The 24,430-nt window shown below is 53.6% G+C and carries 22 protein-coding genes; 10 read left to right on the top strand and 12 right to left on the bottom strand.

From position 1 onward, the window contains the following. Positions 1-418: 418 nt before the first annotated feature. The 3 genes from acs to actP all read left to right on the top strand — a co-directional run bounded on the left by acs (position 419) and on the right by actP (position 4,485). On the top strand, positions 419-2,374 hold the full coding sequence (gene acs, locus EL29_RS19525) for an acetate--CoA ligase (RefSeq protein ID WP_014606927.1): 1,956 nt from the start codon (positions 419-421) through the stop codon (positions 2,372-2,374). Positions 2,375-2,503: 129 nt separating this feature from the next. Further along, positions 2,504-2,833: a DUF485 domain-containing protein gene (locus EL29_RS19520; protein WP_014606928.1), complete on the top strand. Its 330-nt coding sequence runs from the start codon at positions 2,504-2,506 to the stop codon at positions 2,831-2,833. After that, positions 2,830-4,485, top strand: a complete 1,656-nt coding sequence (actP, locus tag EL29_RS19515; RefSeq protein ID WP_013024190.1) for a cation/acetate symporter ActP — start codon at positions 2,830-2,832, stop codon at positions 4,483-4,485. The genes EL29_RS19520 and actP overlap by 4 nt, the downstream gene beginning before the upstream one ends. Positions 4,486-4,553: 68 nt before the next feature. Here actP and EL29_RS19510 read toward each other — a convergent pair whose 3' ends face one another. The 3 genes from EL29_RS19510 to EL29_RS19500 form a co-directional block, all read right to left on the bottom strand. After that, positions 4,554-5,099 (bottom strand): YfaZ family outer membrane protein, encoded by a 546-nt coding sequence (locus EL29_RS19510; RefSeq protein ID WP_014606929.1) that lies wholly within the window; start codon positions 5,097-5,099, stop codon positions 4,554-4,556. 183 nt (positions 5,100-5,282) lie between these two features. Further along, positions 5,283-5,978 carry an LrgB family protein gene (locus EL29_RS19505; RefSeq protein WP_013024188.1) on the bottom strand — a complete coding sequence of 232 codons (696 nt, stop codon included), beginning with the start codon at positions 5,976-5,978 and terminating at the stop codon, positions 5,283-5,285. Next, the gene (locus tag EL29_RS19500; RefSeq protein WP_015701251.1) at positions 5,971-6,402 is read right to left on the bottom strand and encodes a CidA/LrgA family protein; all 432 of its coding nucleotides are present in this window, start codon (positions 6,400-6,402) and stop codon (positions 5,971-5,973) included. The genes EL29_RS19505 and EL29_RS19500 overlap by 8 nt, the downstream gene beginning before the upstream one ends. A 97-nt stretch (positions 6,403-6,499) precedes the next feature. On the opposite strand from EL29_RS19500, the gene EL29_RS19495 reads away from it, so the two are divergent. Further along, complete coding sequence (locus EL29_RS19495) at positions 6,500-7,402, top strand: LysR family transcriptional regulator (RefSeq protein ID WP_013024186.1); 903 nt, start codon at positions 6,500-6,502, stop codon at positions 7,400-7,402. Between the two features lie 64 nt (positions 7,403-7,466). Here EL29_RS19495 and EL29_RS19490 read toward each other — a convergent pair whose 3' ends face one another. From EL29_RS19490 to soxR, 4 genes are all read right to left on the bottom strand, one after another. Next, entirely contained in the window at positions 7,467-9,119 is a 1,653-nt protein-coding gene (locus EL29_RS19490; protein ID WP_013024185.1) for a Na+/H+ antiporter, read from the bottom strand. A gap of 144 nt (positions 9,120-9,263) precedes the next feature. Then, the gene (locus EL29_RS19485) at positions 9,264-10,613 is read right to left on the bottom strand and encodes an NCS2 family permease (protein ID WP_028715930.1); all 1,350 of its coding nucleotides are present in this window, start codon (positions 10,611-10,613) and stop codon (positions 9,264-9,266) included. Positions 10,614-10,950: 337 nt separating this feature from the next. Further along, entirely contained in the window at positions 10,951-11,616 is a 666-nt protein-coding gene (locus tag EL29_RS19480) for a glutathione S-transferase family protein (RefSeq protein WP_026020990.1), read from the bottom strand. A gap of 39 nt (positions 11,617-11,655) precedes the next feature. Next, complete coding sequence (gene soxR, locus EL29_RS19475; RefSeq protein WP_013024182.1) at positions 11,656-12,141, bottom strand: redox-sensitive transcriptional activator SoxR; 486 nt, start codon at positions 12,139-12,141, stop codon at positions 11,656-11,658. Positions 12,142-12,305: 164 nt separating this feature from the next. Between soxR and soxS the strand changes: the two genes are divergently transcribed. Continuing rightward, positions 12,306-12,731 (top strand): superoxide response transcriptional regulator SoxS, encoded by a 426-nt coding sequence (soxS, locus tag EL29_RS19470; protein ID WP_013024181.1) that lies wholly within the window; start codon positions 12,306-12,308, stop codon positions 12,729-12,731. A 245-nt stretch (positions 12,732-12,976) separates the two neighbouring features. Continuing rightward, the gene (locus tag EL29_RS19465) at positions 12,977-13,258 is read left to right on the top strand and encodes a YjcB family protein (protein ID WP_014606931.1); all 282 of its coding nucleotides are present in this window, start codon (positions 12,977-12,979) and stop codon (positions 13,256-13,258) included. 52 nt (positions 13,259-13,310) lie between these two features. Here the strand turns inward: EL29_RS19465 and EL29_RS19460 are convergent, their stop codons facing one another. Both EL29_RS19460 and EL29_RS19455 read right to left on the bottom strand, forming a co-directional pair. Further along, positions 13,311-14,261, bottom strand: coding sequence for an ATP-grasp fold amidoligase family protein (locus tag EL29_RS19460; RefSeq protein ID WP_019105654.1), 951 nt, complete (start codon positions 14,259-14,261; stop codon positions 13,311-13,313). Between the two features lie 8 nt (positions 14,262-14,269). Continuing rightward, a complete protein-coding gene (locus EL29_RS19455; protein WP_013024178.1) occupies positions 14,270-15,526 on the bottom strand; it encodes an oligosaccharide flippase family protein in 1,257 nt (418 codons plus the stop codon). 521 nt (positions 15,527-16,047) lie between these two features. On the opposite strand from EL29_RS19455, the gene EL29_RS19450 reads away from it, so the two are divergent. Next, positions 16,048-16,443 (top strand): transposase, encoded by a 396-nt coding sequence (locus tag EL29_RS19450; protein ID WP_014606933.1) that lies wholly within the window; start codon positions 16,048-16,050, stop codon positions 16,441-16,443. A 1,211-nt stretch (positions 16,444-17,654) separates the two neighbouring features. Here EL29_RS19450 and EL29_RS19445 read toward each other — a convergent pair. Further along, on the bottom strand, positions 17,655-18,497 hold the full coding sequence (locus tag EL29_RS19445) for an AraC family transcriptional regulator (protein ID WP_014606934.1): 843 nt from the start codon (positions 18,495-18,497) through the stop codon (positions 17,655-17,657). Positions 18,498-18,611: 114 nt separating this feature from the next. Here EL29_RS19445 and EL29_RS19440 point away from each other — a divergent pair, with 114 nt between their 5' ends. Both EL29_RS19440 and EL29_RS19435 read left to right on the top strand, forming a co-directional pair. Next, a complete protein-coding gene (locus EL29_RS19440; RefSeq protein WP_019105655.1) occupies positions 18,612-19,130 on the top strand; it encodes an isochorismatase family protein in 519 nt (172 codons plus the stop codon). 96 nt (positions 19,131-19,226) lie between these two features. Beyond that, a complete protein-coding gene (locus EL29_RS19435) occupies positions 19,227-19,799 on the top strand; it encodes a DUF1349 domain-containing protein (protein ID WP_227008672.1) in 573 nt (190 codons plus the stop codon). A gap of 94 nt (positions 19,800-19,893) precedes the next feature. On the opposite strand, the gene ssb1 is transcribed toward EL29_RS19435, so the two are convergent. Next, positions 19,894-20,439 (bottom strand): single-stranded DNA-binding protein SSB1, encoded by a 546-nt coding sequence (gene ssb1 / locus EL29_RS19430; protein WP_013024173.1) that lies wholly within the window; start codon positions 20,437-20,439, stop codon positions 19,894-19,896. Positions 20,440-20,661: 222 nt separating this feature from the next. On the opposite strand from ssb1, the gene uvrA reads away from it, so the two are divergent. Continuing rightward, positions 20,662-23,490: an excinuclease ABC subunit UvrA gene (gene uvrA / locus EL29_RS19425; protein WP_013024172.1), complete on the top strand. Its 2,829-nt coding sequence runs from the start codon at positions 20,662-20,664 to the stop codon at positions 23,488-23,490. A 222-nt stretch (positions 23,491-23,712) separates the two neighbouring features. Here uvrA and EL29_RS19420 read toward each other — a convergent pair whose 3' ends face one another. Beyond that, on the bottom strand, positions 23,713-23,958 hold the full coding sequence (locus EL29_RS19420) for a TIGR04076 family protein (protein ID WP_013024171.1): 246 nt from the start codon (positions 23,956-23,958) through the stop codon (positions 23,713-23,715). Positions 23,959-24,430: the final 472 nt, after the last annotated feature.

Below are 24,430 nucleotides of genomic sequence, written 5' to 3'. Positions count from 1 at the left end.
GTTGATACCTGATGATCAGGGGCGAGATAAGTACCATTTTCACTGTGGTAAATGCAACCCTTGGAGGCTTCGATTAAAACTTCACCATCTCTTAAGCATAAAATGCTGGCACAGGCGCAAATCCCTAACCTGCTGTTATGAAAAGTAAACCTTCGATAAGTTTTCGCATAGCTATTCAGGCAATGCTCAATGTCTGCGCGGTTCGTTCGCTGTTTTTTTAACCAGAGCCCTTCACAAAATGTTGCAACTTAAATCCCCATTTTTTGCAGGGAGTTAGGGTGATTTTATCCAATTCACGACGTTTTTATGTCAGCAAGGTTAACGCGTGATCTATGGCGCAAAAAAGAAACAAAACCCGTTGTCGGGCTTCACTTAACCATTGATTGACATATGATTAACATCTTCAAGGAGATTCGCCATGAGCCAACATCATATCTATCCTGTTCCAGAAAATATTGCAGCAAACGCGCTGATTACTGCCGAACAGTATCAGGCGATGTACCAGCAATCGGTTACCGATCCAGAAACATTCTGGGGGGAGCAAGGTAAAATCCTTGACTGGATAAAGCCTTACAGCAAAGTTAAAAACACGTCTTTTGCGCCTGGCAATATTTCCATTCGTTGGTATGAGGACGGCACGCTCAATCTGGCGGCGAACTGCCTGGATCGTCACCTGGCAACCCGGGGCGATCATCCTGCCATCATCTGGGAAGGTGATGATGCCAACGAAAGCAAAACAATAACCTTTCGTCAGCTTCACGCCGATGTCTGTCGCTTTGCCAACGTGCTGGAGCTGCTCGGGGTTAAAAAAGGCGATGTCGTCGCGATTTATATGCCAATGGTGCCGGAAGCCGCGGTCGCCATGCTGGCCTGCGCGCGCATTGGCGCCGTGCATTCGGTTATTTTTGGCGGCTTTTCACCGGAAGCGGTGGCAGGTCGCGTGATCGACTCCAGTGCAGCCTTAATTGTGACAGCCGATGAAGGCGTGCGCGCGGGGCGTACGATCCCACTGAAAAAAAATGTGGATGATGCGTTAAAAAATCCCAACGTAAACAGCGTGAAAAACGTCGTGGTCTTTCAACGTACCGGCAAAGACGTCGGTTGGGTTGAAGGACGTGACAGGCACTGGCACGAGCTGATGCAGAACGCCAGTACCAACCACTCTGCGGCAGAAATGCAGGCAGAAGATCCGCTGTTTATCCTGTATACCTCAGGTTCAACCGGCAAGCCGAAAGGCGTGCTGCATACGACCGGCGGCTATCTGGTTTACGCCGCGACCACCTTTAAGTTTGTTTTTGACTACCATCAGGACGATATCTACTGGTGTACGGCTGACGTAGGCTGGGTTACCGGCCACAGCTATCTGCTGTATGGCCCGCTGGCCTGCGGTGCCACGACGCTGATGTTTGAAGGCGTGCCCAACTGGCCGACGTCCGCCCGCATGGCGCAGGTGGTGGATAAGCATAAAGTCACCCTGCTCTACACCGCGCCCACGGCTATCCGCGCACTGATGGCCGAAGGGGACAAGGCGATTGAAGGCACCGACCGTAGCAGCCTGCGTATTATGGGTTCGGTCGGTGAGCCGATTAATCCGGAAGCCTGGGAGTGGTATCACAAAAAAATCGGCAACAGCCAGTGTCCAATAGTGGATACCTGGTGGCAGACCGAAACCGGGGGGTTTATGATCACCCCGCTACCCGGCGCAACGCGGCTTAAGGCCGGTTCTGCGACCACGCCTTTCTTTGGCGTACAGCCCGCGCTGGTCGATAATGAGGGGCATCCTCAGGAGGGAGCCTGCGAAGGTAACCTGGTTATCACTGACTCCTGGCCAGGCCAGGCCCGAACGCTGTTCGGCGATCACGACCGTTTCGAACAAACCTATTTCTCTACCTTCAAAAATGCCTACTTTAGCGGTGACGGCGCGCGACGGGATGAGGACGGTTATTACTGGATCACCGGCCGCGTGGATGATGTGCTGAATGTGTCAGGGCATCGTCTGGGCACGGCAGAAATCGAATCGGCCCTGGTTTCCCACCCTAAAATTGCCGAAGCCGCTGTGGTGGGGATCCCGCACAGCATTAAGGGCCAGGCGATTTACGCCTATATCACCCTGAATCACGGCGAGGAGCCCTCACCAGAGCTTTACACCGAAGTGCGTAACTGGGTACGCAAAGAAATTGGCCCGATCGCCACGCCCGATGTGCTGCACTGGACCGACTCTCTGCCCAAAACCCGCTCCGGTAAAATCATGCGCCGTATCCTGCGGAAAATCGCCGCGGGTGATACCAGTAATTTAGGCGATACGTCAACGCTGGCCGATCCTGGCGTCGTTGAGAAACTGCTTGAAGAGAAACAGTCCATCACCATGCCGTAACAACCCGGCGGAAAGCATCAGGCTTTCCGCCACCACTTCCCTACGTAGTGTGTTTCTGTAGTCACAAAAATATAACTCATTCACGCTTTTGCGTGAGGTCCACGCCTGCATGCTTCTGGAGATAATGTGATGAATGATGCCCTGCCCGAACAGGAAAGGATCTACCAACAAATTGAACGTAATCCTCGCTTTCAGGAATTGGTACACAAGCGCCAGTCCTTTGCCCTGCTGCTGTCGTTAATTATGCTGGTGCTGTATGTCGGCTTTATTCTGCTTATTGCTTTTGCCCCTGGCTGGCTGGGCACGCCTCTTCATGCCGGCACCAATGTGACACGCGGCATTCCGCTCGGCGTAGGGCTGATCGTCATCTCCTTTGTCCTGACCGGCGTGTACGTCTGGCGCGCAAACGGCGAGTTTGATCGTCTGACGAAGGCTATCCTCAGCGAGGTAAAACCATGATCCGTCTTATGCTGTGGATGCTGGCAGCGCTGCTGCCGTTTTCTGCTCTGGCCGCCGATGCCATTACGGGCGCGGTACAGAAACAGGCTGTTAACTATCAGGCGATCGTCATGTTTGTGATTTTCGTCGGCGCCACGTTGAGTATCACTTACTGGGCGTCGAAGCGAACGCGTTCGCGTAGCGATTACTACACCGCAGGCGGAAATATCACCGGCTTTCAGAATGGGCTGGCCATGGCAGGCGACTTTATGTCCGCCGCCTCTTTTCTGGGTATTTCGGCGCTGGTGTATACCTCGGGCTATGACGGCTTAATCTATTCGCTGGGCTTTCTGGTCGGCTGGCCGATGATTCTGTTTCTGATTGCAGAACGGCTGCGTAATCTGGGGCGCTATACCTTTGCCGATGTTGCCTCGTATCGCCTGAAGCAAAAACCCATACGCACCCTGTCAGCCTGCGGTTCACTGGTGGTAGTTGCTCTCTATCTGATTGCTCAGATGGTTGGGGCAGGTAAACTGATCCAGCTTCTGTTCGGCCTCAATTATCACATCGCCGTCATCCTGGTTGGGATCCTGATGGTGATGTACGTGCTGTTCGGCGGCATGCTGGCGACGACCTGGGTTCAGATCATCAAAGCCGTTCTGTTGCTGTTTGGTGCCTCATTCATGGCCATTATGGTAATGAAAAGCACCGGTTTTAGCTTTAATACGCTGTTCACCGAAGCGATGGCTGTCCACCCGAAAGGCGCGGCCATTATGCAGCCCGGCGGGCTGGTTAAAGATCCCATTTCTGCCCTGTCGCTGGGGCTGGGGCTGATGTTTGGTACGGCGGGATTGCCGCATATTCTGATGCGCTTCTTTACCGTTGCCGACGCCAAAGAGGCACGTAAAAGCGTATTTTGGGCCACCGGTTTTATGGGGTACTTCTACTTTCTGACCTTTATTATCGGCTTCGGCGCCATACTGCTGGTCGGTGCCAACCCGGCCTTTAAAGATGCCTCCGGCGCGTTAATCGGCGGCACCAATATGGCGGCGGTACACCTGGCGAATGCGGTTGGCGGCAGCACCTTCCTGGGCTTTATTTCAGCCGTGGCATTCGCCACGATTCTGGCCGTGGTGGCTGGCTTGACGCTGGCGGGCGCTTCGGCGGTCTCTCACGATTTGTATGCCAGCGTTTACCGTAAGGGCCAGGCCAGCGAGCGCGACGAGCTGCGGGTATCGAAAATTACGGTGCTGGTGCTCGGTGTCGTGGCGATCGCCCTGGGTATTCTGTTTGAAAAACAGAACATCGCGTTTATGGTCGGCCTGGCGTTCTCGATTGCGGCCAGCTGTAACTTTCCGATTATCCTGCTTTCCATGTACTGGTCTAAACTCACCACCCGCGGCGCGATGGTCGGCGGCTGGTTAGGGCTGATCACCGCCGTGGTGCTGATGATTCTTGGCCCTACCGTCTGGGTTCAGGTGTTGGGCCATGCTTCGCCGATCTATCCGTATGAATATCCGGCCCTGTTCTCTATTACTATCGCCTTTGTGGGCACCTGGCTGTTTTCGGTTACCGATCATTCGCAACAGGGCGCAGAAGAGCGTTCACGCTTCCGGGCGCAGTTTATTCGCTCCCAGACCGGTGCCGGTATTGAGCAAGGCAAAGCGCACTAATCCCTTTTCCCGGGCATAAAAAAAAGGGCTGGGTCCGCGAGGTCCCTGCCCTTTTTCTCAGGCCACTATCAGAAGCGCAGTGATGCGCCCACGTATGGACCATCGACCAGGACGTTGTCTTTACGACCGCCTTTATTATTCAGCTCGATATACTGATAACCCACGCGCAGGTTAAGCAGAGAGACCGGCGTAAAGCTCACACCGCCGCTCGCTTCCTGGTAGCTGTCAAGATGATCGGTAAGGCCTTCCGGCGCATAATAATACTGGCCGTACAGGCCCCACATGCTGTTGAAGTTGTACTGCGCGCTGCCGCCCAGCGCCACCGCAAATCCGTCTTTCCCGTCTTCAGGATGGGTAAAAATCGCCTTTGCGGTTGGCGCCAGTCGCAGATCGCCGAAATCGACGTTGTAGCCCAGGCCAGCGCCGTAAGTGCTGCCGTCATGATCGCTACGCAACCAGTTGCCGTTCAGGAACAGGCCTGGTGAGGTCGTGCCCAAACCGACATTCAGGTTGGTGCTGTGCTCGCCAACATCGACGCTGCCCTCGATGGCCTGCGCGGCGCCGCTCAGCATAATGAAGCTCAGAGCGCTTCCGGTAACAAGTTGCTTAAACATGATTCTCTCCATGATGGGTCAAATAATTCCGCATCAAGGGTAGCAGTCTGAAACGAGGTGACAACTAAATTTGGAAAGCTTTACGTAAAAAGAGATGTCATTTTGTGCCAAAACGGACAACGCGCTGTAAGTTAAGCGGAAAAGAGCGGATGACAGGCGCATTCAGGCCTGTCATCACCGGGCTCAGTGTGCCCACATCAGGTGCCCGATGAACGGCGCCAGTATGACGGTTACTACACCAGACAGCATCATCACCAGGCTTGATACCACGCCTTCCTGCTGCCCCAGTTGATAAGCGCGTGCCGTACCGGCACCGTGCGAAGCGGCACCGAATCCGGCCCCTTTCGCCACGCCCTGTTTGATGGCGATGCGCAGGAACAGCACATCCCCTACCGCCATGCCAAATACGCCTGTCACAACCACAAACAGCGCCACCAGATCGGGCTGCGCACCCATGGGTTTGGCCGCCGCCAGCGCAAAGGGCGTAGTAATGGAGCGCACGGCCAGACTTCGCTGAATAGTTTCCGGTAAATTCAGTAAGCGCGCCAGCCAGACGGAACTGCATACCGAGACTGTTGTGGCGGTTAACACACCGGCACTCAGCGATAACCAGTGGCGTTTAATCACCGCCAGATTTTCATAGACCGGCACCGCAAAGGCCAGCGTCGCGGGGCCCAACAGCCACAGTAGCCAGTGGCTTTCCGCAATATAGTTTTGCCAGCTGATATGGGTCAGCAGCAGCAGCGCCACCAGAATGAGCGGCGTCATGATCAGCGGCATCAGTAACAGTGTTGGCCAGCGGCGATACAGCCGTTTATTCAGGTAATAAATCAATAGCGTGACGGCCGCACACAGCAGGCTGATAAACAGATTACGCATCGTCGCCGCCCTGCTTACGCGCGGCCCGCGCGACCTCGAAGCGGTACAGGCGATCCACCACCAGGGCGGTCGTTGCCAGCACCAGTAGCGTACTGACCGCAATCACCACAAAAATCCGCCATCCATCAATCTGCAACAGATCAGCGTAATTCACCACCGCCACCACTGCCGGGATAAAAAACAGCAGCATCTCTGCCAGCAGCCAGCTGGCACCGACTTTCACCCAGCGCAGCGGTAAAACGCGTAGCGCAATCAGCATTAACATCAGCAGCATGCCGACAATGTTGGCCGGCAGCGGCAGATGCAGCCAGTTCACCAGCTGCTCGCTGGCGACGAATACCGAGATAAACAGCGCCAGCTGTAGCGGTAAGCTGAGCCGTTGCAGCCTGTCGAGGTTAAGGCGCGGCAATGCCAGGGCCATCATTTTTCTCCCATATCGTTAATGCGCTCAGTATAGAATCACGAGGTATTGTGAAAAAAATGAATTAAAATTATTAAAATCATGCCAGAAAGGAATAGTTATGGACGTTCGTGCGTTGCGTTACTTTACCGAAGTGGTACGTCAGCAGAGTTTTACCCGGGCCGCGCAAAAGCTGTTTGTGACGCAGCCGACGATCAGCAAAATGGTGCGTCAGCTGGAAGAGGAGCTGGACTGCGCGCTACTGCTTCGCGATGGACGTCGCCTGCATCTCACGGACAGCGGACAAGCCGTTTATCAACGCGGACTGGCTATTTTGCAGGAGTTCCATCAGCTTGAGGCAGAGATAGGCGATATCAATCAGTTGAAAACCGGCAAGCTGCGGCTCGGTATTCCCCCAATGGTCGGCATGCAGATCGCCGGATCGGTTTCGGCGTTTCGTCGCCGGTATCCGGGCGTGGAACTCAGCATTGCTGAGTTTGGCGGCTTAACGGTTCAGGAGGCGGTGCTGGCAGGCACGCTGGATATTGCCCTGACGGCGCTCCCGGTCGATGCCGAATTACCCCTGGAAACGTTATCGCTGATGCAGCATCCGTTATGTGTCTTACTGCCCCGTCAGGAACCCTGGCTGCAACGCACCCAGCTCAGCCTGCGCGATTTGGCTCCGCATCCTTTGCTGATCTTTAATGAAGAGTTTTCGCTGAACCGCCAGTTAATGAAAGCTTTTCAGCGTCAGGAGATAACCCCTACCATTGCCGTGCGTAGCGGGCAGTGGGATTTTCTGGCCGCCATGGTGCAGGCCGGGATGGGGCTGGCAATTTTGCCGGAGCCGATATGCCAGCGGTTAGATAAACAGTCGTTACTGTGGCTGCCGCTGGAATCCGAGCTTCAGTGGCATCTGGGGCTGATCTGGCGGGAAGGCAGCTATCTGTCACGCAGCGCGCAGGCGTGGATTGCGTGTTGCCGCGAACACTGGCCCGATCAGGCGCCGCGCCTCTCCGTCTAGTGCAGCAGCCCGCCCGGCCGTCGCAGAACGCAGGTGACCGGGCGGGCGCGGCGCAACAGGGAGTTTACTCTTCTTTCTCGATCAGAAGCGCTTCCAGCAGGTCCAGATCGTGCAACAATTTTTGCATCGTTTCGTTGGATATCTGCTGGGTGGCACGCAGGTGATACACTTCGGCACGTTCGGCACGCAGTGCGTTCAAACGGAAGCGACGTTCCAGGTTCTCGGCAAACAGCGCGTGCTCAAGGTCGTTTTTCCCCTCCGCACGGCGACGCAGGTTGCCGATGACACGCAGGCTGACCTCTTTCAGCAGCTCAGGATCGATATTTTCGTCGGTTTCCTTTTCGAGCCGTGCCTCCATCTTTTGCAGACTCTCGATAGCCACACCGGCCATCACCGCTCTTGCATGCTGAAGTTCGTGCCGATGGGCACTCTTATCCATCGTCTCGACGCCGCGCAGCAGCACCGGCAGAACAATGACGCCAACCAGTAACGAGAACAGAATCACGCCGGTTGCGATAAACACCAGCTCATAGCGCGCCGGGAAAGGATTGCCGTTGCTCAGGAACAGGGGAATCGACAGGACACCCGCCAGGGTGATGGCCCCGCGCACGCCCGCAAAAGAGGCAATCAGCAGTTCGCGCAAAGAGTAGCTAGAGAAAACTAACGGCTTGTTTTTTAACAGGCGCTTGCTGAAACGCTGCATGATCCACAGCCAGCCGAAACGCACCACCATTAACGCCGCATAGACCAATGCGATATCTGCAAAGATCATCCAGATATCCACGTTGGGATCCGCGTTCGCCTGTTGAATGGAATTTTCCAGGATAGAGGGCAATTGCAGGCCCAGCATCAGGAACACCATGCCGTTAAACACAAACTCCAGCATGTGCCAGACGCTATTGGCGCGCAGTCGCATGGTCAGCGGGGCCTGACGGATAATACCGGAGCGCGTGATGGTCATCCCGGCCGCGACGGCGGCTAAAATGCCGGAAACGCCCAGGTGTTCTGCAATCAGATACGAGGCAAACGGCAGCAGCAGCAGCAGGACGATCTGTGTGGCGGCATCGTCCCCACCGCTCCAGCGGTTCAGGACACGCAGTGACTTACCGTAGAGCCAGCAGACCGCAACACCGGCAATTAAGCCGCCGACCGCCACTTTCAGGAATTCGACGCTGGCACCGCCCCAACTAAACACCATGGTGCCCATCGCCACCGCGACGGCAAATTTCAGTGAAACCAGGCCAGAGGCATCGTTCATCAAGGCTTCGCCCTGAAGTATTCCCATAATTTTCTTAGGAATGCGGCCTTCGCCGACAATGCCTGACAGCGCCACGGCATCGGTAGGTGATAACACTGCCGCCAGGGCGAAAGCAGGGATAAGAGGAATACCGGGAACCGTCCAGTAAATCAGATAGCCAATTCCGACGACGGTAATCAGCACCAGCACCAGCGCCAGGCCAAGAATTTCCCGCCCGTAATGCAGAAACTCGCTAACCGGCGTTTTCCAGCCGTCAGCAAATAACAGCGGCGGAATAAATAAGACGAGGAACAGTTCCGGATCAAAATCCACATGCAGGCCGAAGTTAGGCCAGGCCAGTAGAGCACCGACGGCGATCTGCACCAGCGGTAGCGGGATTTGAAAAGGCAAGATACGTGCGGCGACCCCGGAGAGCGACACCACCAGTGTCATAATTAAAATAGTAAAAAAGATTTCCATGCTTTCCTTAGGCGGTTGTTATCTTCGAATCAACTATAAGTTAAAAGTGTAAAACAAACTGGCCAGGGCAGGAAAAGCAAGCCGTGCTTAAAAGACCAAAAAGCGGATAATTCCGGACGCTCCGCTGAACGTCCGGTTTGACAGTCAGATCGCCCAGCCTCCGGCATAAAAGGCGACTAACGCGGCGGCAATCACGACAGTGCCCACGTTGAGCTTACGCCACTCGCCCGCAAACAGACGGCCCACCACCAGAGTGGCGAACCCCATCATAATGCCGGTAACGATGTTACAGGTCAGCACGATAATCACCGCCGTGAGCAGGCCGGACATGGCATCAACGAAGTCACCGAAATCGATCTTGGCCACGTTGCTCAGCATCAACAGGCCGACATACATCAACGCTGGCGCGGTGGCGTAAGCCGGCACCAGGTATGCGATCGGCGACATGAACAGAATGACCAGGAACAGGAGACCCACAACGATCGCCGTCAGGCCGGTTTTACCGCCCGCCGCCGTACCGGCGGCAGACTCAATGTAGACTGCCGCCGGCGAAGCACCGACAAGGCCAGCAAACAGGCTACTGACGGAATCCGTGGTCAGCGCCCGACCACCGTTGATGATCTGCCCGTCTTTATCCAGCAGATTGGCCTGGCCCGCAACCGCGCGGATCGTGCCGGTGGCATCAAAGACCGCCGTCATCACTAGCGCCAGCACGCTGGGCAGCACCGCAGGCTGCAAGGCGCCCATGATATCCAGGCTAAAGAGCAGTGACTCACCCTGCGCATCACGCAGGCTGGGCAGGGCAAACAGTCCCTGCCAGCGCACGGCCGGGTCGAACACCAGCCCCAGAGCAGAAATCGCGATAACGGTCAGTAAAATACCGCCAGGCACGCGGCGTTTTTCCATGCCAAAAATGGCGGCCAGCCCCAGCAATGACATCATGACGGGGAACGACGTAAACTGGCCCAGGGCCACGGGTAACCCTGAGGCTGGATTTCTGACGACCAGTCCCACGTTGTCTGCCGCAATCAGCAGCAAAAACAGACCAATGCCGACGCCCGTTCCGTGCGCAACCCCCATTGGCAGATTGCGTAAGATCCAGGCGCGAATCCCGGTGGTGGAAATCAGGGTAAAGAGCAGGCCCATCAGGAACACGGCACCCAGCGCCACGGGTACGCTAATGTGCTGACCCAGCACAAGGCTGAAAGCGGTAAACGCCGTCAGTGAGATAGCACAGCCAATTGCCATGGGTAAATTCGCCCACAGCCCCATGATGATCGATCCCACGCTCGCCACCAGACAGGTCGCAACGAACACCGCCGTGGGTGAAAATCCCGCCTTACTGAGCATGCCGGGCACCACGATCACTGAATAAACCATGGCGAGGAACGTAGTCAGCCCGGCGACAATTTCCTGTCGCACGCTGCTGCCACGGGCCGAGATGGCGAACCAGGCATCCAGCTTTCCACCGGACGGGCGTGATTCAATTGACATAGTTGAGCCTCAAAAATTGTTGTAGTGGGATCGTGCGGTAACGGCCCTGACGTCCCTGGAAACCTGTCATCGCCAGCGGGCAGCCGGCAAAAGGCAAACGTTTACTTCGCCGCACAGAACGGGACGTCACGCTGCCCCGTTTAAAGGGGGCAGATTATCCGGCGTTTAACCGCCGTTTTTCAACCGCTGAGTGAGGATTGGTGACTATAAAGATCAGGTTGATAACATCAGGAATGCTCTTGATACCATCATTTAACATTCTGTCCGTCAGGATAAGGCGTCAATCACGAGAAGGCAGGCAAGAATGACGCCGGGCGGCGTCATCGGGCAACGTGCATCAGCCAGAAAGGTTAATCTCACCGCCTTGTTGAATAGCGCGCTGCCAGGCCGCACGCTGTTGCACGGTCGTTAACCATTTTTGCGTAGCGGGGGCATCTTTCAGTCCGGCGCGCTGGCTCAGCGCCAGAATAGGGAAACTCATCTGCACATCCGCAATGCTGAAGCGCTGACCCGCGAACCACGGCTGTGTTGAAAGGTGAGCTTCAATGACCTGCTTGTGCAATTTGAGTTGTTTATCCAGCCAGGCTTTCTGAACGCCTTTGCCCAGCGCCGCGCCCACGGGGCGAAGCAACCACGGCACCGGCGCGCTGCCAAGGCGGCCAAAAACCAGCTTCATCACCAGCAGCGGCATCAGTGAACCTTCTGCGTAGTGCAGCCAGTAACGCGCCTGTAGCTGCGCCTCTTCATCGGTGAGCTGCAGCCGCTTTTCGCTGTCGTATCTTTCTTCCAGATACTCAAGGATGGCCCCGGACTCGGCCACCACGCGATTGCCATCGGTGATCACGGGCGACTTCCCTAACGGATGCACTTTTTTTAGTGCGTCCGGCGCCAGCATCGTGGGTTCGCGCTGGTAGCGCTTGACCTGGTAAGGCACTTCCAGCTCTTCCAGCATCCACAGCACCCGGTGAGAGCGCGATTGTTCAAGATGGTGAACGGTGATCATCATGGTTCCCTGTGAGTGAATATGCTGCAAGTATAGACGTCACCTTGTCTTATGCAGGGAACCATCCTGCTCAGGATCGAGCAGTACCGCGCCAGAGCCCTGCTGGCCCAGCAGGTCGCCAGGGTTGCGCAGTGGGCAGTCACGCATTGATAAACACCCACAGCCAATGCAGCCATCCAGATCGTTACGCAGGCGCGTCAGCGTTTCGATGCGCTTATCCAGTTCGTCGCGCCAGTGCTGCGTCAGATTGCCCCATTCCTGAGCAGACATCCGCTTATCTGCCGGCATGTTCTCAAGGCTGTCACTGACGCTGGCGAGCGGAATACCAATGCGCTGTGCAATTTTAATAATGGCCACCCGTCGCAGCACATCACGGCTGTAACGCCGCTGGTTTCCGCTATTGCGGGTGCTGAAAATCAGCCCTTTGCTTTCATAAAAGTGCAGTGCAGAAACGGCGACGCCGCTTCGGCGCGCCACTTCGCCCGGTGTCAGCACGGGTTTTGGGTAATTGCGATCTTTTTTCATTTGGCACTTTACCTCAAGTTAACTTGAGGAATTATACTCTTTTCCCATCAGAACGACACCTTCCCTTATGATGTCATGCGCCAGCGAGCGGACCCGGTTTTATCGCCGAAAGCCTGTCAATTCCGCATGAACGCTAAGGGGAAATTCACCAGAAGGATGAGGCCATGATACAAGAAGAGATCATTCATTCACTGACGCACTGGATTGACCAAAACCTGGATAAGAGCCTGTCAATTGACGAAGTCGCCGCCAAATCAGGCTATTCGAAATGGCATCTGCAACGTATGTTCCGTAGCGTGACGAAACAGACGTTGGGTGGCTATATTCGCGAACGCCGCCTGACGCTGGCCGCTGAAGCGCTGCGACAAACGCAGCGGCCAGTGTTTGATATTGCGATGCAATATGGCTATGACTCGCAACAGACATTCTCACGCGTTTTTCGTCGCCAGTTTTCACAAACGCCCACGGCTTATCGCCACGCGATGCGCCGCCAGGCCATCCAGCGTCCGCGTTTGATGCGCTTTGACTGCAGCGACACGATGACCAGCTTTACCCAGCGGACAACGGGAGAATGCTGTCCGGTTAGCTGACGCGCTCCGTGCGCCTGCCCAGGCGCACGCCGCATTTAGTGCCCCAACCTTGTCGTAAGCGCCCTCTTTTTCTGCTGCCAGATCAGACAAATTTTGTACAAAAATCAGAAATCGGATGATATAGTGTGACCCACATCACATTATGACACTTGTTGCCGACGAAAGAGCCCGACCTGACAGACTTTTCCGCCGACGTGATGTTCGCAGACAGTCAGGCGTAATCTCCGATTTTGAGGTCAAAATTGATGGCGACTTTAACCACCAGTTTTCTTGTTATGCGCTGGGAATTGCTTAGCGCGATAATGATGTTCTTTGCCAGCACGCTAAAAACCCGTCTCCGCCAGGACAGTCATCACGTCATGGCGTTTCTCTGTGGCAGCGTAGGCGTTGGGATGTCGTGCTGGTTCGTGACCGGCTTGATGGGCATCACGTTGAGTATGGAAAACGTGCACCATTTCTTTAGCGTCTCTAAAGATGTCTTTATCGACGTGATGAGTCGAGCGCCCGCTAACTGGCAAATGCCCTGATAAACTCATAAAAAACCCCGCAAAGCGGGGTTTTTTATATTGCTGTGTAGCGTCAAATTTTCTTCAACATAACAGGAATGGCAACGTCCTGTATTTCTACGTCCGGCCTCTGCGTTCCGCGACGATCCTGAATCCACATTTCACCCATCATCTTATCCAGCCCGCGATCCAGACCCGTCACCATGCCTGCGCCTGGCGTGAACGTCAGCTCGCCAAAATAAATTTGTTCATCATGGATATACCAGTCAACACGGACATAGTCGAAGTCGCTGGCCAGCGTTTTGCTTAACGCCAGGGCCTGTTGTAACGATGGCATCACCGCCGAAACGTCCAGCCCGGTATCGCGAATTTTATGGAACGCCTCACTCAGGTTGTTCACATAAAAATTCATTGAGAGCTGAGGCTGACAGCGGTTGTAAATGACCTGAAGCACATACTCAAAGTTGCCATCGCGCTTATTAAACATGTGGAACTTGTAGTCAACCGGGGCACTTTTGCCATCACCGATGTATTGCTCAACCAGAATACGTGGCTTGATATAGCGATAGTGAATCTCACGCGCTTCGTTGGCGAAGTCAGTCTTTAACCACGTGTAGCAGTTATGAATGATTTGCTGCTTCCGGAGTGCGTTAGGTTCCTCCAGCACGATCTCGACCATGTTTGACGCATGATTCGGTTTGATCACCGTTCCCTTCCAACGCGTCAGATTGTTCAACGTGGTGGGATCGGTCGTGTCATGAAGCAGCGGTATCAGATATTCATTGCCGATCTTCTCAGCAATAAACTCACGCACCGAAAACTTGTCAGACAGGCGGGCATAGAGCTGATAGTCACCATGAATGAACTTGCGATACAGCACTTTTTCATTGAACACCTTGGGCTCACGCAGGTTGGGGAGCCTTCTGAACTTACGGAAATAATAAATCCGGTCCTGATAAGTCCAGGGCATCTTCTTGATGAAGTATTGCAAACTTCTTCTGAGCTCGTGTTTTAACTTGAGCATATTTGACCTCATTTGTAGGTTTTGTAGTTGAGTGAGGAAACCTGGATTTTTTGAATCACGCCGTGTTTAAAGAAATAATTCATGACGGTCAGGGACAGGAGCTCTGATAGAAAAACGCTCCATGCGGCTCCTGTAATGCCATAGCCCTGAATCAGCCACCAGGAAAGCGGCATACTGATGATCACCAGACAAATGATTTTCTTCAGTAAATAATCAAAGCCCCCTTCCTTTACCATGTAGCGATACGCGACGGTGCCCAGCGCCGAAAAGCTGGTCGCTATCGACAGCAGGGTGATGAGATTGCCTGACTGGGTAAACGCTGGGCCATACAGCGCGATGATTATCTGTTCACCGAACAGTGCGACGATCAGCAACATCAGCAAAGACACGGCCATCACGTAGCCATTGAGCCGCGCCGTCAGCCTGATCGCTTCCTCACCGCGCGCGCGAAAAATTTCGCTAAAGCACGAGGTGATGAGTGCGACGGGAATAAAAATCCACGAGGCGGCGATGGTATTGGCTGCGGCAAACAAGCCAAGCTCCTGGGCCGATGCGATGCCAGCCAAAAACATCTGCGCGGCTTTTACCTGGACAGAGATAAAAATGCTGGAAATCGCCAGAGGCAATCCGGCATACATCAGGTAACGCAAATACAGCGTTCGCGTCTCGCGCGGCGGAAGCTGGTCCTGATGTGCCTGATAAAAGGTGTAACGTTTGATGGCGTAAGGCACCAGCGTGACCGTGATAACCGAAAGCGTTAGCCACAATGGATTGAGACGCAGCCAGGCAATGATAAAGCTCAGGGCAAAACTCATCAGCATGCCAATCGCATTCGCCACGGTATTCAGCTTTGACGCCAATCGTGCATTGTTGTAAACGCTAAAGGTGTCCTGTGTGACAAAAACAGACGCAACAAAAGAGGCCAGTGCAAATGCCAGGAAGTTCTCCTGCATGTTGTACCAAACCCAAATTAATACTGGCCCTGAGGTGAGAAGTAATAAACCCATGCGCAACGTGCGTGCGATGCGCATTAAACGTAAACCTTTGGCCGCATTTTTGCTGACACGTTTAAACAAAATTGTTTCAGTGCCAAAGAGGGCTATGGTTTGCACCATAGCAAATAATGACGTTGAAAATGCCATCTGACCAAATAGGGTCGGACCGAAGGATTTTGCCACATATGACGTCACGAAAATGACGCCAAAGACGGAGATAATCTTTTCAGACATCATCCAGGCGGCATTAGACATTACGCTCAATTTCATCGACTGTTCCTTAGTATTACTCTACATCTACCACTTCGGTGCCCATCCCTGGGACGAATTAATAAGCGCTTAAATTTCATAGCGAAATTATAAACATCGCGCCAGTCCGGCGCAAAAATGAGAATCCAGTCTTATTTTATCGGGAGAATTCAGGAGAATTCTGATTATATCTGGACCGAATACCCTCTACTGGAAACGATTTCAAATTGAAACCAATAATGTTTCCAAAAACCATCCTCCCTGAATAAAACAGGTCAGGCGGCTTTGAATATCAAATTTACAGTCATTTTTATCTTTGGGATGCGATGAATTTATATCAAAAACCCCATACCAGGAAGGCGCGACATCCCGATAAGAATAAAATAAGATTTATCCCATGATGATATTTATTCTAAATATCTTAATTTAACCCTCGCAATTTAACGTCCGTATTTAAATACGGCACTCAATGAAATCATACAGTACCAAAGGTTAATAAAGTAATTCTCATCCATTAATTGATAAGAAAGGTAAGAGCATTTATGAGAAAGTCACGATATAGCGAAGATCAAATCACAAATGCCATTAAAGCTTCTGAATCGGGCGTTAAGGTTAAAGAGATTTGTGAAGAGCTGGGCATCTCTGAGGCAACCTTCTACAGCTGGAAGAAGAAGTTCTCTGGGCTATCCTCGGAAGAAGGCAGAAAAATCAAAGAACTGGAAGAAAAAGTACAGTTTCTGACACGCGAACTGCAAGCGCTGAACGCGGATAAGGAAATGCTACAGAGCGTATTGAAGAATTTCTTCACCACCAACGAAAAACGTCAGGCGGTCAACTTCTTACAGAGCACTTTTGATGTAGGAACCCGGCGCAGCTGCCGTTTACTGGATATTAGCCGTAGCGTTTATCATTACCCTGCCGGTTCAGATAACCGCTAATAGTGAGACAACGGCTTTATAATGGCGACATCGCTGAGATTTGTTCTTACCAGAAGAGATGAAGAGCATTTAACAGGACATTTATGGTGGTGCGCTTCGCCCAGTCCGTAATTAATGAATGGATTTGCGGTTACGCTTCCTTTTTTGCGGTAAAATTGATTCACAACAGCAAAAGTCTCTCTATCTACGCCACTTTTATACGCCAAATCTCATTTCGGTGAGATTGGCGCCCCTCTTTTTTTCATTAGCCTCCCTAAAAGAATCGAATATCCACTGGCCTCTTTGTTCAGCAAGGGTAATGTTAAGTCGGTTTATAAAGTGCTTTTTTTAGCCACCTCTGGCCCTGGGAATTTTTTCCAATCTCGCCGCGATCGTTGTCAGCATAAAAAGATAAAAACAGGCCAGAATAATCTCAGATAAACAGTTTATTGATACTTATCACTTTCAGCAGCCAATAGCACATATCCTGTACTATTGATGCCCATCGTTAAACATTAAATAAAAGCGAAGCGGGATGAACGAGCGATTTAATTAGACACTGCTGAAGTAAAGGGTGGTTTTTTATAGGGATTTATCTTAACCAAACGGCAACGCTGCGTGCTGGTTACACATAAAATTTGGCGGCCAGCCTAAACATCAGGCTCACATTCTCCTCTTTTTAGGGCGAATGACGGTCGTGCCCCGGACAAAACTGTCTGTTTTTTGTTCAAAATGCACCCTGCAGCACGTGGTAACGCCCTACGGGGATCACATTTTTTTGCAGAGCGCGCGGCGCATATAACAGATAAAGGCCAGTTACAGGGTGAGAAAAGCGCGATTACCGCGTTATTTTGCCGTGCCTGAGTCAGGCATAATCCGAAAAAGCGTGAATATCACACCGGGTAATTATCAATTGTCAGGGGCAAGGCTTATCGAATGTTGATGGCAGTACCGCGTGGCTGAGGTTTAAATCGCATCGTCCAGAACAGGCCAGAAGACAGGCAAAAAAACAGCGACAAATGTGAATACAGGTTGCCCGTATTGAGTCCAGACCAATGTCCACAACGGCCCGGCGAGGATGGCAAAAACGGAGGGAGGCCTCATCAACAACAGCGATAAGCGCTGGCTGTGTTCCCTCACAGGAAAGGCGGCATGATTCACATCAGCTGAGGCCCCAGTAGCAGGGCAACTGCCCACTGTTCAGCGCACACAAATCAGCGCCAGCAGTCGCCTCATAAACGCCTGAGTAGTTTTGGGTTTATCTGTTTTTGATAGCGGCCCGGCGTGATGCCATAACGACGGGCAAACGCGCGCGTCAGATGAGCCTGATCCGTTAAGCCCACGGCGGCAGCCACGCTGGCAATGGCCTCACCCTGAGCCAGCTTCTGTTTGGCCTCATACAGTCGGTAAGCCATTAACATTTGCTGAGGCGTAACGTGAAAACGATCGCGGAAGGCCCGTAAAAAGTGCCAGGGCGACAACGAGGCTAACGCGGCCAGCGTCTCCAGTCTGAGCGGTTCAGCCAGATTGGCGCGCAGGTAGTCGCGCACGTCATCGAAACGGTGTCGGGCTTCAGCTTTACGCGGTGAGGACATTCGCGCCAGCGGGCGCATATACAGCAGCAGTTCAGATAATAAACTGTCGCGTGCCAGTGCCGTATCGGCCTGCCACAGCGCCGAGAGGAGTTGCGATAAAGGTTGTGCCAGACGCACATCCGTTCTGAGCGCCTCATCAAACCACCAGCCGCGATCGCCACTGAGTTCGTCCATCAACTGCGGCTGAATATAAATCATCTGATAGCGCCAGCCGTCTTCGCAGGCCGATTCACCGGTATGCAGCTCATCGGGATTCATCATCACCAGCGAATGCGCGGGCGCGATGTACTGCGTACCGCGATAGCGAAAACGTTGTGCTCCCGCCTCAATGGTGCCTATGCCAAACGCTTCGTGCGTATGCGGCTCAAAGGCGTAATGAGAGATGTGCGCCTGATAAAGCTCCACACCTGGCAGGTCTGGCGATTGCTTAAACTGCGCGCGATCTTTTTCACCGGGAAATACGGCTGGAATGCCCTCCACCTCACCTCTCCTTATTCCTGCAACAAGGTCTTCTGCACCGCACCCAAACTGCAGATTGTTATCCTCTGTCGATTAGGTAACACTGCTTCACAGGCACACTCACCGGGAGCAATTATGCAGCGCGTAGTCATGGTCGTTGATATGCAAAATGGCGTGTTTGAATCGCCGCGTTTCGATCGCGCCGGGCGAGTGGCGCAGATCAACCGACTGATCAGACAGGCTGACATTACACTGTTTATTCAGCATCGCGAAGGGAACATGATTGAGGGCACCCATGCTTTTGCGCTGCTACCCGAAATTGAACAGCCCCAGAATGCGTATTACGTTACCAAAACCGCCTGCGACAGTTTCTGGCAGACAACCCTGGCTTCGCTGCTGGCCACCTTAGCTATCACTGACTTCGTGATTTGTGGCTGTGCCACCGACTACTGTGTTGATACCACGCTCAAAGTCGGAGCAGGCTTAGGGTATCGCATCACCGTGGCCGCCGACGCGCACACCACTGCCGACAGGACCTATGCCAACGCTGAGCAGTTAATTGGTCAGCATAATGAAGTCTGGGCAGCCCTTAGCATGCCCGGTAACGTGCCGCGCGTTGTCGATACCGCCACCCTGCTGGCCGAATGGCGCTGAGGCCTGTCCGCTCAACGTGGTTTGATCGGCACACGTCTTCTTAGCCGACTATCCTCAACGCTAAGGCTGTGATTAATGATTTATTCTGGAGGCGCCGTGCTCGACTCTTTTTCGTGGATCAATGAACCCACAAGGTGGCAGCATCAGAACGGTGTCCTGCACGTGGTTACCGACGAAAAAACGGATTTCTGGCACCAAACCTGGTATGGATTTGAACGCTTTTCCGGGCATATCTTCGCCAGGGCGGTGCAGGAGGATTTTACTTTCCAGGTCAAGATTCGTGCCGACTTTACGACGCTGTACGATCAGGCCGGACTGATGCTGATGCGCGATGCGCAGCACTGGTTGAAAGCGGGCATTGAATATAATGATGGTGCGCCCGCTATCGGCAGCGTCCTGACGCTTGGTCAGTCTGACTGGGCCACGGGCATCTTTCCCGGCGATGCGCGCGCATTCTGGTTGAGGCTGACGCGCAAAGGCGACAGCCTGAGACTGCAGTATTCAACCGACGGGCAATGCTGGCCGCTGCTGCGTTTGTGCCCCTTCCCGCCGGGCCGCGTTAACGTTGGCGTCATGTGCTGCACGCCAGAACGCGCTGGCCTGGCCGTTGCGTTTGAGGACATCTCACTGAGCCCGCCGCTGGATAAGGCACTGCACGACCTGAGCTAAAAGCCAGGCTGTCACCGCGGCAAAATCAAGGCAGAAAAACAAAAAGCCCCGGTAAGGGGCTTTTATATAGTAGAGAAGCGACGCAACGTTGCAATCAGAACGGAATGTCGTCGTCGAAATCCATCGGTGGTTCATTGTTGTTGCTGGCAGGTGCGCTTGGCTGCTGCTGCGGGCGAGACTGCGCGCCACCGCTAAACTGGTTGTTGTTCGCCTGCTGCGGTTGCTGAGGCTGGCCCCAACCGTTGTTGTTGCCCTGGCCGCCGCCTGCTGCTGGCGCGTTACCGCCCTGCTGACGTCCACCCAGCATTTGCATGGTGCCGCCGACGTTAACCACGACTTCGGTGGTGTAACGTTCCTGGCCGCCCTGATCCTGCCATTTACGGGTACGCAGCTGGCCTTCAATATAGACCTGAGAGCCTTTACGCAGGTATTCACCCGCCACTTCCGCCAGCTTGCCAAACAGCACAACACGGTGCCATTCGGTGATTTCTTTGTTTTCACCGGTCTGCTTATCGCGCCAGCTTTCCGAGGTAGCCAGCGTAATGTTGGCGACAGCGCCACCATTTGGCATGTAACGTACTTCCGGATCCTGACCCAGATTCCCGACAAGAATCACTTTGTTAACGCCACGACTGGCCATGTTGCTGTCTCCCGATGAATTTTTACGTAAGTCTACGCGATCAATTCTAACACGTCCCGCGCCTGGTTTCCCACTTTAGAGCGGTGTTCCATTTTTATCATCCGTCTTAAAAAGCCAAAAAACTACTGGATATTTGTTCAGTCTATTTTTTGTGCCATAATGATGCGTTTCTTCTGGCCGTGTCGTAGGGCGCGGTGAGTGCTGCTAATCCGGGAAAGGTGAATGGATAAGATCGAAGTTCGTGGTGCCCGCACCCATAATTTGAAAAACATCAACCTGACGATTCCTCGCGACAAACTCATTGTGGTGACGGGCCTGTCAGGTTCCGGTAAGTCCTCTCTGGCGTTTGATACGCTGTATGCGGAAGGTCAGCGCCGCTATGTGGAGTCGCTCTCTGCCTATGCGCGCCAGTTTCTTTCTTTAATGGAGAAACCGGACGTCGATCATATCGAGGGGCTGTCACCGGCGATCTCCATTGAGCAAAAGTCCACCTCGCACAACCCGCGATCCACGGTGGGGACGATCACGGAGATTCACGACTATTTGCGTCTGCTGTTTGCCCGCGTGGGTGAACCGCGCTGTCCGGACCACGACGTGCCGCTGGCGGCACAGACGGTCAGCCAGATGGTCGATCAGGTGCTCGAGCAGCCTGAGGGCCGCCGCCTGATGCTGCTGGCGCCGGTCGTGAAAGATCGTAAAGGCGAACACACCAAAACGCTGGAGAATCTGGCGACGCAGGGCTATATCCGCGCCAGGATTGACGGCGAGGTGTGCGATCTTTCCGATCCGCCCAAGCTGGAACTGCAGAAAAAACACACCATCGAAGTCGTTATCGATCGCTTCAAAGTGCGTGAAGATCTGGCGACGCGCCTTGCCGAGTCGTTTGAAACCGCGCTTGAACTGTCTGGCGGTACGGCAATTGTTGCTGATATGGACGATGCTGATGCGGAAGAACTGCTGTTTTCGGCTAACTTTGCCTGTCCGATTTGTGGATACAGCATGAGTGAGCTGGAACCGCGCCTGTTCTCGTTCAATAACCCTGCCGGGGCCTGCCCAACCTGTGACGGTCTGGGCGTGCAGCAATATTTCGATCCCGATCGCGTGGTGCAAAATGCTGAGCTGTCGCTGGCCGGTGGCGCTATTCGCGGCTGGGATCGTCGTAATTTTTACTATTTCCAGATGCTGCGCTCACTGTCTGAACACCTTAATTTTGATATTGAAGCGCCATTCAGCAGCCTGCCAGATAACGTTCGCAACGTAATCCTGTATGGATCCGGCAAAGAGAACATTGAGTTTAAATATATTAACGATCGGGGTGATACCTCGATTCGCCGCCATCCGTTCGAAGGCGTGCTGAACAATATGGAGCGCCGTTATAAAGAGACGGAATCCTCCGCAGTACGCGAAGAGCTGGCGAAGTTTATTAGCAACCGGGCCTGCGCCAGCTGCGAAGGCACACGTCTGCGCCGCGAAGCGCGCCACGTGTATGTTGAAAACACGACGTTGCCCACTATTTCAGAGATGAGTATTGGGCACGCCATGTCATTTTTTGAAAACCTGAAACTGAGTGGCCAGCGGGCTAAAATCGCCGAGAAAGTGCTTAAAGAGATTGGCGATCGCCTGAGTTTTCTGGTCAACGTCGGCCTGAATTATCTGTCGATGTCGCGCTCTGCTGAAACGCTCTCCGGCGGTGAAGCTCAGCGTATTCGCCTGGCCAGTCAGATCGGTGCCGGCCTGGTCGGCGTTATGTACGTGCTGGATGAACCCTCCATTGGCCTGCATCAGCGTGATAACGAGCGCCTGCTTGGAACGCTGATTCACCTGCGCGATTTGGGTAACACCGTCATTGTGGTCGAGCATGACGAGGATGCGATTCGTGCCGCCGACCACGTTATTGATATCGGCCCTGGCGCCGGAGTGCACGGTGGTACGATTGTCGCGGAAGGAACCGTCGATCAGATTATGGCTGAAGAGGCCTCCCTGACCGGTCAGTTCCTCAGTGGGAAACGCGAAATCGCCTTGCCCGCTGAGCGGGTGAAAGGCGATCCGTCTAAGGTGTTGAAAATTACCGGCGCGCGGGGTAATAACCTTAAGGATGTCACCTTAACCCTGCCTGTCGGCCTGTTTACCTGTATTACCGGCGTATCCGGTTCAGGTAAATCGACGCTCATCAATGATACGCTGTTCCCGATTGCGCAGCGCGCCCTGAACGGCGCAACGATTGCCGAACCGGCACCGTACCGCGACGTAGCTGGACTGGAGCACTTCGATAAAGTTATTGATATCGACCAAAGCCCTATCGGCCGTACGCCGCGCTCCAACCCGGCCACTTATACCGGTATTTTCACGCCGGTACGTGAGCTGTTTGCCGGTGTCCCTGAGTCCCGCTCTCGCGGTTACAATCCCGGCCGTTTCAGCTTTAACGTCCGTGGCGGACGCTGTGAAGCCTGCCAGGGTGACGGCGTCATTAAAGTTGAGATGCACTTTCTGCCGGATATCTATGTGCCGTGCGATCAGTGCAAAGGCAAACGCTATAACCGTGAAACGCTGGAGATTAAATACAAAGGCAAAAGCATTCACGAAGTGCTGGAAATGACCATTGAAGAAGCCCGCGAGTTCTTTGATGCCGTTCCGGCGCTGGCGCGTAAGCTGCAAACGCTGATGGATGTAGGTTTATCCTATATCCGTCTGGGCCAGTCGGCGACGACACTCTCCGGTGGTGAAGCCCAGCGTGTGAAGCTGGCGCGTGAATTGTCGAAACGCGGTACCGGCCAGACGCTGTATATCCTGGATGAACCGACCACCGGGTTACACTTTGCCGATATTCAGCAGTTGCTGGAAGTTCTGCACCAGCTGCGCGATCAGGGCAACACGATTGTGGTGATTGAACACAATCTTGACGTGATTAAAACGGCGGACTGGATTGTCGATCTGGGCCCAGAGGGCGGCAGCGGCGGCGGCGAAATTCTGGTATCAGGTACGCCAGAAACCGTGGCGAACTGCGAGAAATCGCATACCGCGCGCTTCCTGAAGCCCTTGCTGGAAAAATAACAGAACGCCGCAACGGATAACGTTGCGGCGTTCTTTAAATGCACTCATACCTTCATTACGTCAGGCAAGCAAAGCGCGTTGGCGGGCGTTTCTGCCAGGCTCTGGCAAGCACATCAGGCAAAGCGTAAGAAGCAGCCCCCATCTGGCGAGCCCTGACACAAGACGAGACGCTGTATGACCATGCCCCTGATATCACAGGGATATGACAGTGGCTTTTAATTGCTAAAACGACCTGGCCTCTTCATCCAGCGTTTCGAGCAAAAATGTCACCGGCCGGTACCCATCATTGCAACACACCACCGCTTTGCCCTGTCTGGACCAGTCATTCCAAAATAATGGCTCGCTGGTATGAGCCAGAGTAAACACGAACTTTTCCATACAACCCCAGGCGTCTTCACAGAGGGCATTGGGTTTGCGAAAGTCAGTAATAAATTTCTCGCCCTCTTGATGCTTAGGACATGTCTCCATTTTCGGATAGCCATCCGCTCAATTAGCGTTGGCTTCAACTCTACCGATAAAACCGTTATTTTTACTTTATGCATGCCCGCATCTTTAGCTCGTTCAGGTTCTCTGACGCGCCGGAAATCGCGACTGATTCCGCTGACTATCTACATGTCTGTCCGGCGCCACCATAAAACCATACTTTACGTAATGTTTTTTGACGCGATTTGACCTGCCGGCTCTTCTTCAATCGCCTGTCCGACAACATTCCAGCTTACGGCAACAGAACCTTTCCGGGGACGATAAGCAGCCTTAGTCGTCCAGATGAACGAACGCAATAACAGATACCAGTGAACTATCCTGCTCGTGTGTCCGGCCGTTGAGAACGCCGGGAATGGCAAGGGATGACCTCATCCTCTGTTTCCCACACGACCCTACTGAACGCCCCGGCAGCGACGTTCACATCGTTGGCCATTTTTCACGGACTGATGTTGTGATC

The organism is Pantoea ananatis LMG 2665 (assembly GCF_000710035.2).
GTDB classification, from domain to species: Bacteria; Pseudomonadota; Gammaproteobacteria; order Enterobacterales; family Enterobacteriaceae; genus Pantoea; species Pantoea ananatis.
Note: the sequence above shows the minus strand (reverse complement) of the source record. Positions and strands in the feature narration are given on the sequence as shown.

Coding starts and splice junctions, on each gene's coding strand:
- acs (WP_014606927.1), top strand. CDS start 419: ATGAGCCAACATCATATCTATCCTGTTCCAGAAAATATTGCAGCAAAC.
- EL29_RS19520 (WP_014606928.1), top strand. CDS start 2,504: ATGAATGATGCCCTGCCCGAACAGGAAAGGATCTACCAACAAATTGAA.
- actP (WP_013024190.1), top strand. CDS start 2,830: ATGATCCGTCTTATGCTGTGGATGCTGGCAGCGCTGCTGCCGTTTTCT.
- EL29_RS19510 (WP_014606929.1), bottom strand. CDS start 5,099: ATGTTTAAGCAACTTGTTACCGGAAGCGCTCTGAGCTTCATTATGCTG.
- EL29_RS19505 (WP_013024188.1), bottom strand. CDS start 5,978: ATGCGTAATCTGTTTATCAGCCTGCTGTGTGCGGCCGTCACGCTATTG.
- EL29_RS19500 (WP_015701251.1), bottom strand. CDS start 6,402: ATGATGGCCCTGGCATTGCCGCGCCTTAACCTCGACAGGCTGCAACGG.
- EL29_RS19495 (WP_013024186.1), top strand. CDS start 6,500: ATGGACGTTCGTGCGTTGCGTTACTTTACCGAAGTGGTACGTCAGCAG.
- EL29_RS19490 (WP_013024185.1), bottom strand. CDS start 9,119: ATGGAAATCTTTTTTACTATTTTAATTATGACACTGGTGGTGTCGCTC.
- EL29_RS19485 (WP_028715930.1), bottom strand. CDS start 10,613: ATGTCAATTGAATCACGCCCGTCCGGTGGAAAGCTGGATGCCTGGTTC.
- EL29_RS19480 (WP_026020990.1), bottom strand. CDS start 11,616: ATGATCACCGTTCACCATCTTGAACAATCGCGCTCTCACCGGGTGCTG.
- soxR (WP_013024182.1), bottom strand. CDS start 12,141: ATGAAAAAAGATCGCAATTACCCAAAACCCGTGCTGACACCGGGCGAA.
- soxS (WP_013024181.1), top strand. CDS start 12,306: ATGATACAAGAAGAGATCATTCATTCACTGACGCACTGGATTGACCAA.
- EL29_RS19465 (WP_014606931.1), top strand. CDS start 12,977: ATGGCGACTTTAACCACCAGTTTTCTTGTTATGCGCTGGGAATTGCTT.
- EL29_RS19460 (WP_019105654.1), bottom strand. CDS start 14,261: ATGCTCAAGTTAAAACACGAGCTCAGAAGAAGTTTGCAATACTTCATC.
- EL29_RS19455 (WP_013024178.1), bottom strand. CDS start 15,526: ATGAAATTGAGCGTAATGTCTAATGCCGCCTGGATGATGTCTGAAAAG.
- EL29_RS19450 (WP_014606933.1), top strand. CDS start 16,048: ATGAGAAAGTCACGATATAGCGAAGATCAAATCACAAATGCCATTAAA.
- EL29_RS19440 (WP_019105655.1), top strand. CDS start 18,612: ATGCAGCGCGTAGTCATGGTCGTTGATATGCAAAATGGCGTGTTTGAA.
- ssb1 (WP_013024173.1), bottom strand. CDS start 20,439: ATGGCCAGTCGTGGCGTTAACAAAGTGATTCTTGTCGGGAATCTGGGT.
- uvrA (WP_013024172.1), top strand. CDS start 20,662: ATGGATAAGATCGAAGTTCGTGGTGCCCGCACCCATAATTTGAAAAAC.
- EL29_RS19420 (WP_013024171.1), bottom strand. CDS start 23,958: ATGGAGACATGTCCTAAGCATCAAGAGGGCGAGAAATTTATTACTGAC.